We start from the raw sequence: 13,079 nt of genomic DNA, 5'->3' as shown, positions 1-13,079 counted from the left end.
CCTCAGCTCCACTCGAGCCCGCCGCGACGCCATTCGTAGGCGTACGCGAAGGCGATCGTGGCGATGTAGAGCGTGATGGCCACGAACCCGAAGACACCGACCGCGTCGGCGACGACGGCGTACGGGTACATGAACACCAGCTCGATGTCGAACAGGATGAACAGCATCGCCGTGAGGTAGTAGGCGACCGGCACGCGTCCGCCGCCGACGACCGGCTGCGGCGAGGGCTCGATACCGCACTCGTAGGAGTCCAGCTTGGCCCGGTTGAACCGGCGCGGACCGATCAACGGCGCGGAGGCGACCGAGAACACCGCGAAGCCCGCCGCCAACACGAACAGCAGGACGAGCGGGAGATAGGGATCGAGCATTCCTACACCTTCGTTGTCGCGGCGCCACCGTCGTTGGTGGTGATCGACGAGCCGGTCGCGGCGACCTTATGTCCGGTCCCCTGTGACCAAGAACCCAGGCGAGCCTTACCTGTGACGGGGCGCGGGTCACATGTGATCCGCATCCGTGCAGGTCGGCGCGCTCCGGACCGCGTGGCCCGCACCACCCTTGTGAAAAAGTTCACGAACTGCGCGAGCAGTGTAGGACGGCGCCGCCGTGATCGCGTGGGCGGATCGGGCGATGGCGCGGGACTCCCTGCGGCGCAACGCGCTTCGACACGGCGTCACCGGGTGGTGACGATCGGTCCGCCGGCGCTCGCCGGTCGGGACCGTCGGTGTTCACGGATCGGGCCGGGCGGTGCTCGTGGACCCGGGCGGCGCTCGCGGACCCGGGCGGCCGAGCCGCGGACGCGGCCGGACGTTGCGTCCCGCACGCCGCCACCGCAGGCCCGCCGGGCCGCCGGGCACCCCCGCCGGCTCCGGCCCCGACGCCTCCTGCCGCGGAATCCGCTTACCCGGTAAGCGGATACAGCTCCTCCCCCCTCCCGGATTCCTCGTCCGGGAGGGCGGATCGCGCAAGCCCGCGGCACGAGGTCCCGGGGAGGGCGCGAATCCGTGACGCGGTGCGGTCGGGAGCCGGTCCGCGACGGAACGGGGCCCTAGGCCGAGGGAGTGTCGGGACGAATCGCTTACCGGGTAAGCGGATCCGTGGGTCCCGGGCCCCGGGACTCGACTCCGGGGGCCGCCCTGCGGAGGGCGGGGGCGGGCCGGCGGGAACGGCGGGGGCGGCCGGGGCGGCCGGGGGCTGGAACGGCAGGGGTGGCGGGAGCGGCGGGTCAGGCCGGCTTGTACGCCCGGTGCAGCGCGACGGCGCCGAAGGTCAGGTTCCGCCAGGCGGGGCGTTCCCAGCCGGCGTCGGCGATCTTGTCGGCGAGCGCCGGCTGGTCGGGCCAGTCCCGGATCGACTCGGCCAGGTAGAGGTACGCCTCGGGGTTCGACGAGACCGTGCGGGCGATCGTGGGGAGGGCGTGGCCGAGCACCGCGTTCTGGTAGAGCACGCGGAAGGGGGTCCAGGTCGGCGTCGAGAACTCGCAGACGACCAGGCGGCCGCCGGGGCGGGTCACGCGGGCCATCTCACGCAGGCCAGCGACGGTGTCGTTCGCGTTGCGCAGGCCGAAGGAGATGGTGACGGCGTCGAAGCTGCCGTCGGCGAAGGGCAGGTGCAGTGCGTCGGCGGCGGCCTTCGGGACCGCGCGGCGGGCGCCCGCACGCAGCATGCCGAGGGAGAAGTCCGCGGCGACGCACCAGGCGCCGTCCTTCGCGAGCTCGACGGTCGACACCGCGGTACCCGCGGCCAGGTCCAGGACCTTCTCCCCCGGGCGCAGCCCCAGGGCCCGGCGGGTCTGGACCCGCCAGTAGCGGTCCTGCCCGCCCGACAGCGCGGTGTTGGTCAGGTCGTAGCGCCGGGCGACGCCGTCGAACATGCGGGCGACGTCGGTCGGGTTCTTGTCGAGCTCGGCGCGGGACACGCACCCCAGCCTAGCGACCCGACCACCGCTTCACCGCCGGCCGAACTGCTCGCGCAGCACCTCGCGCAGACCGCTCAGGTACTCGGCACGCACCCGGGCGGCGACGCCCGCCCACTCGGCCTGCGGCGTGCTGACCCCGGTGCCGGCCCCGGTGAAGGCGCCCATGCCGTGCAGGGCGATCCAGCGGTGGTCGTAGTCGTGCGGGGCCGAGCGGTCCCAGGCGACGGCGCGGACGGCGGCACGGCGGACGCGGGCCGGGTCGGCGAACGCCCAGCGGTTGACCGGCTCACCGAACCGGTCGCGCAGCACGGCCAGCGCCTGGGCGGCCGTGGTGTCGGTGCACCGGCAGGCGTCGTAGCGGGCCCGCAGCTGGCCCGCGTAGAACCAGCGCGCGGCCTCGGCCATCTCGCCCTCGGCCACGAGGTTCTCCGACAGCGCGAACAGCACCGGCGGCATCCGGCGGTGCGGCGCAGCGAGGGTCTCGGACCGCGCGGCGCCGCGGACCGCGGGATCGGGGTCGAGCAGGCTCGACATCAGACGGACGGTGGCGGAGGTGTCGACCGCGGCGAGCTCACCACGGGGTGCGACGACGACGGTGCGGCTCATGGGTTCACCGTCCCCGCCGGGCCGCCACCACGGATCCGCACGACTACGCAGGCCGGCCCGCTCAGGCCGCGACGCGCTCCGGGGCCGCCGCGCGGAGCACGTCGCCGTAGTGGGCGAGCAGCTCGTCGCCGACCGCGGTCCAGGTCCGGCGCAGCACCGACTGGCGGGCGGCGAGCCCGAACTCCCGGTTGCGCTGCGGCTCGCACAGTGCCGTGACCGCGGTGACCAGCTCGCGGTCGGCGGCGTCGGTGGCCGGGTCGCCGGGCTCGCCCCCCTCGGGACGGGGAGCGACGAGGTAACCGGTACGGCCGGGCAGCACCAGGTCGCGCGGACCGCCCGCGTCGGGCGCGACCACCGGGACCCCCGAGGCGAGCGCCTCCTGCACCGCCTGGCAGAACGTCTCGGCCTGTCCGGTGTGCACGAACACGTCGAGGCTGGCGTAGAGGTGCGCGAGCTCGTCGCCGCCGCGGTGCCCGAGGAACGCCGCCGAGGGCAGCCGCTCGCGCAGCCCGTCGGCGCTGGGCCCGTCGCCGACGACGACCAGCCGCGTCCCGGGCAGGTCACCGAGTACGGCGAGCCGCTCCACCTGCTTCTCCGGGGCGAGACGGCCGACGAACCCGATGAGCCGCTCGCCGCCCGGGGCGAGCTCGGAGCGCCAGGCGTCGCTGCGCCGTGACGGGGTGAACCGGCGGGTGTCCACACCGCGCGCCCACTGGTGCACCCGCGGCACGCCGCGCTCGCGCAGCGCCCCGGTCGCCCAGCTCGACGGTGCGAGCGTCCGGTCGGCCATGCCGTGCAGCCGGCAGGTCCAGCGCCACGCGGCCCGGGCGGTCAGACCGAGCCCGTAGGCGGAGGCGAAGCCGGCGACGTCGGTCTGGTAGACCGCGACCGTCGGCACCCCCAGACGCCGGGCCGCCGCCAGCCCCCGTGCCCCGACCACGAACGGTGCCGCCAGGTGGACCACGTCGGGCCGGAACCGGCGCAGCGCGGTCAGGATCCGTCTGCTGGGCACCCCGACCGGCATCGAGTTCACCACCGGGAGCTCGACCGCCGGGATCCGGACGACCGGGATCCCCTCGTGGGAGTCCGGCCCGGCCGTCCCCGGCGCGATCACCACGACGTCGTGGCCCCCCGCCCGCAGGTGCTCGCACACCCGCAGCACCGAGTTGGTGACGCCGTTGACCACCGGCAGGAAGCATTCCGAGACGATTGCGACGCGCACGGACCGGAACGGTGACGGGGGCGGGACAGCGGGACGGGTCCCCGGCGTGATCAGCCGTCCAACCCTGGGCGAACATCGGGTGGGCGGGTCACGAGTTGGCACGTCCGGCAGGAGGTGGACACCCGGGCGTCGTCGCCACGACATCACCCGCCCGGACACTCGGGTCGCATGACGGCCGTGCCCCACACCCCGCCACACACCGTGCCGCCCCCGGTGCCGTCCCCCCGGCCGGTGGACCCCACCGTGCTGTCCCGCGCGCTGGAGACGGCGGGCCGGCTGGCCAACGACGCCGCCGAGGTGATCACCGCGACGCTAGGCCGCGAGCACGCCGGGTCGCTCGACGCGACCGCCAAGGCCAACCCGTTCGACTGGGTCACCGACACCGACCGCACCCTGGAACGGCACACCCGCCGGGTGCTGGCCGCGGAGTTCCCCGGCTGCCCGGTCGTCGGGGAGGAGTTCGGCGCCGACGCGGGCGCGGACTCGGCCCCGCTGCGCTGGGTCGTCGACCCCGTCGACGGCACCGCGAACTACGTCGCGGGCCTGCCGTGGTGCGCCTACAGCCTGGCCCTGGTGGACGGCGACGGCCCGGCCGTGGGCGTCGTCGCCGACCCGGGCCGCGGCCAGATCTACGCCGCCGCCCGCGGGCGCGGCTTCCGGGCGAACGGCGTGCCGGTGCCCGCGCGGCGCCCCACCCGGGTCGCCGGGTCGCTGATCTGCGCGGAGGACCCCGACCCCGGGTTCGTCGAACGCGCCCGCGCCGCGCACGTCGGCGTGCGGGTGCTCGGCTCGGCCGCGCTGGCGATCGCCCAGGTCGCGCTGGGCAACGCGGTCGCCGCGATCCTGACCCGCTACCACGAGTGGGACGTCGCCGGGGCGCTGTGCCTGGCCACCGAGGCCGGCGCGCTGGTGCTGGGCCGCGACGGCCGGTCGACACCGCTGCCGGAGGGCGGGCTGCTCGTCGCCGCACCGCAGGTGGCCGCCGAGGTCGGGCTCCTCTCGCGGGGGTGAGAGCGGACGGGGCCGGTGCCGAGGTCCTCAGACGGTGCCGGTGCGGGCCCGGCGGCGGCGCAGCCAGACGTGGAGCGGGCCCAGCAGCACCCAGCCGCCCGCGACGAGCCCGGCGACCGGGAGGATCCCGTCGACGGCGGTGCGGCCCGCGACGCGCACGTGCGTCGGGTCCGCGGTGTCGTACTCGACGTAGATGTTCTCGCCCGGGGTGAGCCCGACCGGGTAGGAGATGCCGGCGGCCGGGGTCTGCAGGCGGCCCTCGTCGTCGACGAAGCTGACCAGTGTGCGCCAGTAGTCCGAGCCGTCGAGCACGGTCGCGGCGGTGGTGCCCCGGTTGCCGTCGATCGCCGCGTCCTCCAGGAACGCACCCCCCAGCCCCACCAGCGCGACCAGCGTCCAGGTCAGCGCGACGACCAGGACGATCTCGGGCAGGTGGTACCGCGTCCGGCCGAGGAGCCGGGCCGCGACGGCCGAGGTCTCGGTCAGCACATCGCCGGTCGGGCGGCCGCTCGGACTGGTCACGGGGACCGATTCTAGGAGCGCTCCGGCACCCGGGTGTGTCCGGTGCCTCGCACCCTCGCACCCGCCCCCGCGGCGCACGTTGTCTACTCTCGAAGGGTGACCATCGCACCGGCCGGCACCGCGCTGCGCGTCCGGACCCGCCCGCTGCGGCTCGACGGGCGGCTGTTGGACGTGCTGCCCGGCGCCGCCGGGGCGCTGTCCTGGGTGCGCGACGGCGAGGGTCTGGTCGGGTGGGGCGAGGTCGCCCGGTTCACCGCGTCCGGGCCCGAGCGGTTCGCCGAGGCCGACCGCTGGTGGCGCGGGGTGGTCGACCGGCTCGACACCTCGGCCGGCTACGACGACGTCCGCCTCCCCGGCACCGGTGCCCTCGCGTTCGCCTCGTTCACCTTCGCCGACGGCTGCCCGGGCTCCGTTCTCGTGGTGCCGCGGGTGATCGTCGGGCGGCGCGGGCACCGCGCCTGGATCACCGAGATCGGCCCCGCCGACGCCCCGGAGGCGCCGGGCGCGCTGCCCGTCCCCGCACCCGTACGCCCCAGCGGCCGGCTGCGCTACGCCGACGGCCAGGTCTCCGCGCACCGGTACCGGGGTGCCGTCGCCGCCGCGGTCGGGCGGATGCGCGGGGGGGAGCTGCAGAAGGTGGTGCTCGCGCACGACCTGCTCGCCCTCGCCGACCGCCCGCTGGACCCCCGGTTCCTGCTCCGCGGGCTGGCCCGGCGCTACCCGACGTGCTGGAGCTACGCCGTCGACGGTCTGGTCGGTGCCACCCCCGAACTGCTCCTGCGGCTGCGCGGGCGGACCGTGGAGTCCCGGGTCCTCGCCGGCACGATGTGGCCCGGGTCCGGTCCGGACGCCGACACCGCGGGCGCGCTGATCGGCTCGTCGAAGGACCGGCGCGAGCACGCCTACGCCGTCGACTCGCTGGCCGCGTCGCTGCGCCCGCTGGTGGCCGAGCTGCACGTGCCGGACGCGCCGTCGGTGCTGACCCTGCCGAACGTGTCGCACCTGTCCAGCGACGTGCACGCCCGCCTGGACCCGGCCCGGCCGGCGTCGCTGCTGACGCTGATCGGCGCGGTGCACCCGACGGCAGCCGTCGGCGGTACCCCGACCCCGGACGCGACGGCGCTGATCACCGAGATCGAGGGGCTCGACCGCGGCCGCTACGCGGGCCCGGTCGGCTGGGTCGACGCCGGGGGTGCCGGCGAGATGGGCATCGCGCTGCGCTGCGCGGAGCTGGACGGCCGCACCGCGCGGCTGTTCGCCGGGTGCGGGATCGTCGCCGACTCCGAGCCGGACGGCGAGGTCCGCGAGGCCGCCGCCAAGATGCGCGCGGTCCGCGAGTCCCTGGAGGGCTGAGCCCGAGCCCGAGCCGGGGCCGCGGGGGACGCGACGGCGGATCCCCCGCCGCGGCCCGGGGCCCGGGACCGGGACCGGGACCGGCTCAGTCCAGCGCCGCGGCGACCACCCGGCGGAGCTCGGCGTGCGTGTCGCGCAGCCCCTCGCGGCGCGCCGCGACCCGGACCAGCCGTCGCCCCGATCCGGGGCGGGCCGCGAGCTCGGCCGGGTCGCCGCTCCAGTCGCCCGCCCGCCACCCGGCCGCGCGGGCCAGGCCGACGAGGTCGACGCCGGTGGGCGTGCCGAAGACCCGCTCGAAGGCGTGGGCGTGCGCCGGGCCGCCCTGTTCGAGCAGGTGGAAGATGCCGCCGCCGCCGTCGTCGAGGACGGTGACGGTCAGGTCGGGCGACGGCTCCCCCGGGCCGACGACGAGCCCGGTCGTGTCGTGCAGCAGCGTGAGGTCGCCGAGCAGCAGCGCCGTCGGGCCGGGGTGGGCCAGTGCGGCGCCGACCGCCGTCGACACCGTCCCGTCGATGCCCGCGACCCCGCGGTTCGCGCGCACCGTGAGCCCGGGGCGGGGCACCGCGGCCAGCGCGACGTCGCGCACCGGGTTCGACGAGCCGAGGACCAGCTGACCCCCGTCGGGCTGGGCGGCGACCAGGTCGCGCGCCAGCCGCAGGCCGGGTGCGCCCGCGGCGGTGCCGTCGTCGAGCGCGGTGTCGAGCGACTTCGCCGCGGCCCGGTCCGCGTCGCGCCAGGACCGCACCCAGTCCTCGGGCGGGGACAGCGCGGGCAGCGCGCCGACGGCCCGGACGGTGCCGGCGACGTCGGTCCAGGGGGTGCCGTCGGGGCCGGGATCGGCGAACACCGCCACCGACGGGGCCGCGAGCAGGGCGGCGACGCCGCGGTGCAGGGTGGGCCTGCCGAGCACGACGACCTGGGCGGGACGCAGCTCGGGCCGGTCCAGCAGCCACGGACCGGTGCGCAGCGCGTGCGCCCACCAGCACGACGACGGCTCCGCGACCAGCGGGGTCCCGCCGAGCAGGCTGGGGTCGGCGGCGGGCCCGCCCGCCCCGGCGACGACGAGGGTGCGCGCCCCCGGGTCGAGCTCCAGCGGGGGCAGTGCGCGGACCGGCCGGGGCACCGCGGTCCAGGCGGCGCCGCCGGACCGTCCGGCGGGCAGGTCGGCACCCGGCAGCGGTGCGCCGTCGAGCGGGTCGCCGGGCGCCGCGGCCGGGTCGTCGTCGGGCACGAGCGGATCGGTGTAGGGCAGGTCGAGGTGCACCGGGCCGGGGGCGCCGGCACCGGCTCCGGTGGCCGCGGCGAGCATGCGTGCGACGACCGCCCGCCAGCGCCGCACCTCCGGTTCCGTGGTGCCCACGGGCACCGGGAGCGTGCCCGCCCAGCGCACCGCGCCGCCGTAGAGCCCGGACTGGTCGATGGTCTGGCTGGCCCCGGTGCCGACCAGCTCCGGCGGCCGGTCGGCGGTCAGGACCAGCAGTCCGACCCCCGAGTGCGAGGCCTCCAGCACGGCCGGGTGCAGGTTCGCCGCGGCCGTCCCGGAGGTGACGACGACCGGGACCGGTCGCCCGGAGGCCAGTGCCAGGCCGAGCGCGAGGAACCCCGCGGCGCGCTCGTCGATGCGTACGTGCAGCCGCACCGTGCCCCGCTCGTCCGCGCGGGCGAGCGCGAACGCGGGCGGCGCGTTGCGGGAGCCGGGACACAGCACCGCGTCGGTGACACCGGCTCGCGCCAGCTCGTCGACGAGGACGCGCGCCTGCGCGGTCGAGCCGTTCACCCCATCACCCCTCACCACGACGGTACCGGCGCGGCGGCCGCCTGCCCCACCGAGGCCGACCGGCTGAGGCGCGGATCATCCCGCCGCGGCCGTCCCGGGGCCCGGCGGACCCGGGCGGACGAGCGCGGTGCCGCCCGGGAGCCGGCGCGCCGGGCCACCGTGGCCGGGGCGACCGGGGGTGACCGGGTGTGGCCGGCACACGTCACGGTCGGGGTACCGATGTGGCCGGAACCGGTGAAAACGACGCACCGGGGCCCTACCGTGACGCCACCGCAGGAGTCCGTCGATGAGGAGGGACCGTGTCCGACACCCATGCCGGCGCCACCGCGCCGGGATCGCCGACGCCGCCCGCGTCCGACCGGCCGCACACCCCGATCGCCAAGGTCGTCGCGGGGAGCATGCTGGGCACGACCGTCGAGTGGTACGACTACTTCCTCTACGGCGTCGCCGCCGCGCTGGTGTTCCCGCAGGTCTTCTTCCCGGAGTCCGACGGCGCGACCGGGACCCTGCTGTCGCTCGGCACCTTCGCCGTCGGTTTCATCGCGCGACCGGTGGGCGGTCTGGTCTTCGGCCACTACGGCGACACGATCGGCCGCAAGAAGCTGCTGGTCCTGTCCCTGATGATGATGGGCGTCTCGACGTTCGCGATCGGGCTGCTGCCCGCCTACGCCACGATCGGGATCGCCGCGCCGCTGCTGCTCGTGCTGCTGCGGCTGGTCCAGGGCTTCGCGCTGGGCGGTGAGTGGGGCGGCGCCGTCCTCATCGTGTCCGAACACGGCAGGCCCGAGCACCGGGGGTTCTGGGCGAGCTGGCCGCAGGCCGGTGCCCCGGCGGGGCAGCTGCTGGCCAACGGTCTGCTCGCGGTGATGGCGCTGGTGCAGTCGGAGGAGGCGTTCCTGGCCTGGGGCTGGCGGATCCCGTTCCTGCTGTCCGCGGTGCTGGTGCTGATCGGCCTCTACGTCCGCCTCGCCGTCGAGGAGTCCCCGGTGTTCCGGGAGGCCCAGGCCAGGGCGGCCGAGCGGGCCGCGGCGGGGGAGAAGGACACCGTGCCGATCCTGGACGTCCTGCGTCGCTACCCGCGCGAGGTGCTCACCGCGATGGGGGCGCGGTTCGCCGAGAACGTCTCCTACTACATCTTCACGATCGTCATCTCGACGTACGTGACGGAGCGGTTCGGGCTGCCCTCGTCGTTCGTGCTGGGCGCGGTGCTCATCGGTGCCGCGGTGCACCTGGTCACGACCCCGCTGTGGGGCGCGGTCTCCGACCGGGTCGGCCGCAAGCCGGTGTACCTGTTCGGCGCGGTGGGCGTCGGTGTCTGGGCGTTCGCGTTCTTCTTCCTGGTCGACACGCAGAGCTTCGCCCTGACCGCCGTCGCGGTGACGGTCGGGCTGGTGCTGCACGGCGCGATGTACGGCCCGCAGGCGGCGTTCCTGTCCGAGCTGTTCGGCACGAAGGTGCGCTACTCGGGCATCTCGATCGGCTACCAGCTGGCGTCGGTGTTCGCGGGTGGCCTCGCCCCGCTGATCGCGGCGTCGCTGCTGATCGCGACGGGGACCGGCTACGCGATCGCGGTGTACATCGCGATCGCGTCGGTGGTCACCGTCGTCGCCGTGGCGAGCTACTCCGAGACCCGCACCCGGCGTCTGGACGACGACGACGCACTGACCAGGACCTGACCGCCCGGGCCGGGGTGATCCGGCACGGAACGCGCGAACCGGGCCGCGGCCCGGCGGAACGCCTCCCGGGGGCGTAGAAACGGGCTCGACCCGTCGATCACCCCGGGAGGCCGACCCCGTGCCGCGCACCGACTTCACGATCAGCACCCCCGACGGCGACGCCGTCGCCACCCTGCACACCCCGGACGGCGACGGCCCGTGGCCTGGCGTGCTCCTCTACCCCGACGCCGGCGGTGTCCGGGCGGCCATCCACGACATGGGCGCACACCTGGCGACCCTCGGGTACGCGGTGCTGCTGCCCGACGTCTACCACCGGCACGGCGACTGGGCCCCGTTCGACTTTGCCACCGTGTTCTCCGACCAGCCCGAGCGGGCGCGGCTGATGGGGATGGTGGGCTCGCTGACCCCGGAGCTCGTCGCCGTCGACGCCGAGGCATGGGTGACCGCGCTGCTGGCCCGGCCCGAGGTCGAGGGCACGACGGTCGGCACCACCGGCTACTGCATGGGCGGCGTGATGAGCCTGCGCACCGCGGCGACGCAGCCCGAACGGGTCGCGGCCGCGGCGTCGTTCCACGGCGGCAACCTGGCCACCGACGACCCGGCCAGCGTGCACCGGCTCGCCGACCGCATCCGGGCCGAGGTCTACGTGGCCGGCGCGACCGACGACGCCTCCTTCCCCGACGAGCAGAAGCAGCGTCTGGGCGACGCGCTGTCCGCGGCCGGGGTGTCGGCCACCCTGGAGACCTACCCGGCGGCGCACGGTTTCGCGGTGCCGGACGCCCCCTCCCACGACGACGACGCCGAGCAGCGGCACTGGGACGCGCTGCACCGGCTCTTCGGGGCGAACCTGTAGGGGTAGCGTCTGCGCTCGACATGAGCGCGACCCTTCACGTGACGGGCCTGGCCGCGGGCCACGGCGACCGCCCCCTGTTCTCCGGGCTGGACCTCGTCGTCGCCCCCGGCGACGTCGTCGGTCTGGTCGGTGCCAACGGTGCCGGCAAGTCCACCCTGCTGACGGTGCTGGCCGGTTCGCGGCCCGCGGACGACGGGTCGCTGACCCTGGCCCCGCCGGACGCGACCGTCGGCCACCTGCCCCAGGAGCCCGACCGGCGGCCCGGGGAGACGGTCGCCGGGTTCCTGGCGCGCCGGACCGGCGTCGCGCCGGCGCAGGCGACGATGGACGCCGAGGCCGAGGGGCTGGCGGCGGGCACCCCGGGCGCCGACGACCGCTACGCCGTCGCGCTGGACCGCTGGCTCGCCCTCGGGGGCGCCGACCTCGACGAACGCTCCGGTGAGGTCCTGCGCGAGGTGGGTCTGGCCGTCGGTCCGGACGCTCCGATGACCGGGTTGTCCGGCGGGCAGGCCGCCCGGGCCAACCTCGCGTCGCTGCTGCTGTCCCGCTACGACCTGCTGCTGTTGGACGAACCCACCAACGACCTCGACCTCGACGGCCTGGAGCGGCTGGAGCGGTTCGTGGGTGGGCTGGCCCGCCAGGGCACCCCGACCGTGCTGGTCAGCCACGACCGGGAGTTCCTGGCGCGCACGGTGAACCGGATCGTCGAGCTGGACCCGGTCCAGCAGCGGATCGACGTCTACGACGGTGGCTACGAGGCCTACCTCGCCGAGCGCGCGGTGGCGCGCCGGCACGCCCGCGAGGACTACGAGGAGTACGCCGGGAAGCTCGGCACCCTCCAGCAACGCGCCGTCATGCAGCGCAACTGGATGGCCCAGGGTGTGCGCAACGCCCGGCGCAAGACGAAGGACCCGGACAAGAACGTCCGCGCGCAGCGTCAGGAGTCCAGCGAGAAGCAGGCCGCGAAGGCCCGGCAGACCGAGCGGGCGATCGAGCGGCTGGAGGTCGTCGAGGAGCCCCGCAAGGAGTGGGAGCTGCGGATGGCGATCGCCTCCGCTCCGCGGTCCGGCTCGGTCGTCGCGCGGGCCGACGCCGCGGCCGTGCGGCGGGGGGACTTCGCGTTCGGCCCGGCCACGGTGCAGGTGGGCTGGGCGGACCGGGTCGTCGTCACCGGGGCGAACGGCGCGGGCAAGTCGACGCTGCTCGGGCTGCTGCTGGGGCGGATCACCCCGGACTCGGGCTCGGCGGGCCTCGGCTCGGGGGTGCTGGTCGGCGAGATCGACCAGGCCCGTGGGGCGTTCCTCGGGGAGGCGACGCTGTTGCGCGCCTTCGGCGAGCAGGTGCCGGACTGGCCGGAGTCCGAGGTGCGGACGCTGCTCGCGAAGTTCTCCCTCGGCGCCGACCAGGTGCTGCGGACGGCGTCGTCGCTGTCACCCGGCGAGCGGACCCGCGCCGCGCTGGCGCTGTTGCAGGCGCGCGGGGTGAACCTGCTGGTGCTCGACGAGCCGACCAACCATCTCGACCTGCCCGCCATCGAGCAGCTCGAGCAGGCGGTCGAGGAGTTCGACGGGACCGTCCTGCTCGTCACCCACGACCGGCGGATGCTCGGCACGGTGCGCGCCACCCGCCGCTGGGACGTCCGCGACGGGACCGTCACCGAGCTGTGAGACGACCGTGGCCCCACCGGTGTCCGGTGGGGCCACGACGGACGTCGGGTGGGTCAGGCCTGCGGGGCGTCCGCGTCCTCGGACTGCTCGACGATCGCGAAGCGCAGCTCCTGCTCGCCCTGCTCGGTCGCCACGGGCTGCACGTCGAGGACCTTGTCGTCCAGGAGCTCCGCGGCGGCCGGCTCCAGGAAGACGGTGATTCCCTCCCCACGCAGCACGGTGTCCTGCGCGTCGGCCCCCTGGGCGAGGGCCAGCTCGAGGCCCTGCGCCGGGTCGGGCGCGGAGATGCGCAGGCCCCCGTCGTCGGGCAGCTCGGCGTCGGTGCTCAGGGTCTTGATCGCCTCGGCGGCGTTCTCGGTGATCGCCAACATCGTCCCCACGGTACGGATGCACGCACACACGTCCACCGCGCCGGGGCGGCCGCGGCCCCTGTCGGGTGACCGACGGCGCCGTGCCCTCCGCACATGCCGGAGGGTG

Annotated in this window: 12 protein-coding genes; 5 read left to right on the top strand and 7 right to left on the bottom strand. The window is 75.9% G+C overall.

Annotated elements, in window-relative coordinates; genetic code table 11:
* Positions 1–2 precede the first annotated feature (2 nt).
* The 4 genes from KPF47_RS13990 to KPF47_RS13975 all read right to left on the bottom strand — a co-directional run bounded on the left by KPF47_RS13990 (position 3) and on the right by KPF47_RS13975 (position 3,743).
* Positions 3–368 carry an NADH-quinone oxidoreductase subunit A gene (locus KPF47_RS13990; protein WP_062397987.1) on the bottom strand — a complete coding sequence of 122 codons (366 nt, stop codon included), beginning with the start codon at positions 366–368 and terminating at the stop codon, positions 3–5.
* A gap of 854 nt (positions 369–1,222) precedes the next feature.
* Positions 1,223–1,915, bottom strand: a complete 693-nt coding sequence (locus tag KPF47_RS13985; RefSeq protein WP_224389244.1) for a demethylmenaquinone methyltransferase — start codon at positions 1,913–1,915, stop codon at positions 1,223–1,225.
* 30 nt (positions 1,916–1,945) lie between these two features.
* Positions 1,946–2,521: a hypothetical protein gene (locus KPF47_RS13980; protein ID WP_224389243.1), complete on the bottom strand. Its 576-nt coding sequence runs from the start codon at positions 2,519–2,521 to the stop codon at positions 1,946–1,948.
* Between the two features lie 61 nt (positions 2,522–2,582).
* Positions 2,583–3,743, bottom strand: coding sequence for a glycosyltransferase family 1 protein (locus KPF47_RS13975; RefSeq protein WP_224389242.1), 1,161 nt, complete (start codon positions 3,741–3,743; stop codon positions 2,583–2,585).
* Between the two features lie 168 nt (positions 3,744–3,911).
* On the opposite strand from KPF47_RS13975, the gene KPF47_RS13970 reads away from it, so the two are divergent.
* Complete coding sequence (locus KPF47_RS13970) at positions 3,912–4,754, top strand: inositol monophosphatase family protein (RefSeq protein WP_224389241.1); 843 nt, start codon at positions 3,912–3,914, stop codon at positions 4,752–4,754.
* Between the two features lie 27 nt (positions 4,755–4,781).
* Here KPF47_RS13970 and KPF47_RS13965 read toward each other — a convergent pair whose 3' ends face one another.
* Positions 4,782–5,276 (bottom strand): DUF3592 domain-containing protein, encoded by a 495-nt coding sequence (locus tag KPF47_RS13965; protein ID WP_224389240.1) that lies wholly within the window; start codon positions 5,274–5,276, stop codon positions 4,782–4,784.
* Between the two features lie 96 nt (positions 5,277–5,372).
* Here KPF47_RS13965 and KPF47_RS13960 point away from each other — a divergent pair, with 96 nt between their 5' ends.
* Positions 5,373–6,629: an isochorismate synthase MenF gene (locus tag KPF47_RS13960; protein WP_224389239.1), complete on the top strand. Its 1,257-nt coding sequence runs from the start codon at positions 5,373–5,375 to the stop codon at positions 6,627–6,629.
* Between the two features lie 85 nt (positions 6,630–6,714).
* Here KPF47_RS13960 and menD read toward each other — a convergent pair whose 3' ends face one another.
* On the bottom strand, positions 6,715–8,406 hold the full coding sequence (gene menD, locus KPF47_RS13955; protein WP_224389238.1) for a 2-succinyl-5-enolpyruvyl-6-hydroxy-3-cyclohexene-1-carboxylic-acid synthase: 1,692 nt from the start codon (positions 8,404–8,406) through the stop codon (positions 6,715–6,717).
* Between the two features lie 398 nt (positions 8,407–8,804).
* Here menD and KPF47_RS13950 point away from each other — a divergent pair, with 398 nt between their 5' ends.
* The 3 genes from KPF47_RS13950 to KPF47_RS13940 all read left to right on the top strand — a co-directional run bounded on the left by KPF47_RS13950 (position 8,805) and on the right by KPF47_RS13940 (position 12,602).
* The gene (locus KPF47_RS13950) at positions 8,805–10,082 is read left to right on the top strand and encodes an MFS transporter (protein ID WP_224389911.1); all 1,278 of its coding nucleotides are present in this window, start codon (positions 8,805–8,807) and stop codon (positions 10,080–10,082) included.
* Positions 10,083–10,200: 118 nt separating this feature from the next.
* Entirely contained in the window at positions 10,201–10,935 is a 735-nt protein-coding gene (locus KPF47_RS13945; protein WP_224389237.1) for a dienelactone hydrolase family protein, read from the top strand.
* A 20-nt stretch (positions 10,936–10,955) separates the two neighbouring features.
* Positions 10,956–12,602 (top strand): ABC-F family ATP-binding cassette domain-containing protein, encoded by a 1,647-nt coding sequence (locus KPF47_RS13940; RefSeq protein ID WP_224389236.1) that lies wholly within the window; start codon positions 10,956–10,958, stop codon positions 12,600–12,602.
* 53 nt (positions 12,603–12,655) lie between these two features.
* Here KPF47_RS13940 and KPF47_RS13935 read toward each other — a convergent pair whose 3' ends face one another.
* On the bottom strand, positions 12,656–12,973 hold the full coding sequence (locus KPF47_RS13935) for an adhesin (protein WP_224389235.1): 318 nt from the start codon (positions 12,971–12,973) through the stop codon (positions 12,656–12,658).
* Positions 12,974–13,079: the final 106 nt, after the last annotated feature.

The organism is Pseudonocardia sp. ICBG1293, assembly GCF_020131355.1.
Taxonomy (GTDB): Bacteria; Actinomycetota; Actinomycetes; order Mycobacteriales; family Pseudonocardiaceae; genus Pseudonocardia.
Note: the sequence above shows the minus strand (reverse complement) of the source record. Positions and strands in the feature narration are given on the sequence as shown.

Bases quoted from the DNA above. Each gene is read 5' to 3' on its own strand.
- KPF47_RS13970 (WP_224389241.1), top strand. From the start codon at position 3,912: ATGACGGCCGTGCCCCACACCCCGCCACACACCGTGCCGCCCCCGGTG.
- KPF47_RS13935 (WP_224389235.1), bottom strand. From the start codon at position 12,973: ATGTTGGCGATCACCGAGAACGCCGCCGAGGCGATCAAGACCCTGAGC.
- KPF47_RS13940 (WP_224389236.1), top strand. From the start codon at position 10,956: ATGAGCGCGACCCTTCACGTGACGGGCCTGGCCGCGGGCCACGGCGAC.
- KPF47_RS13980 (WP_224389243.1), bottom strand. From the start codon at position 2,521: ATGAGCCGCACCGTCGTCGTCGCACCCCGTGGTGAGCTCGCCGCGGTC.
- KPF47_RS13990 (WP_062397987.1), bottom strand. From the start codon at position 368: ATGCTCGATCCCTATCTCCCGCTCGTCCTGCTGTTCGTGTTGGCGGCG.
- KPF47_RS13950 (WP_224389911.1), top strand. From the start codon at position 8,805: ATGCTGGGCACGACCGTCGAGTGGTACGACTACTTCCTCTACGGCGTC.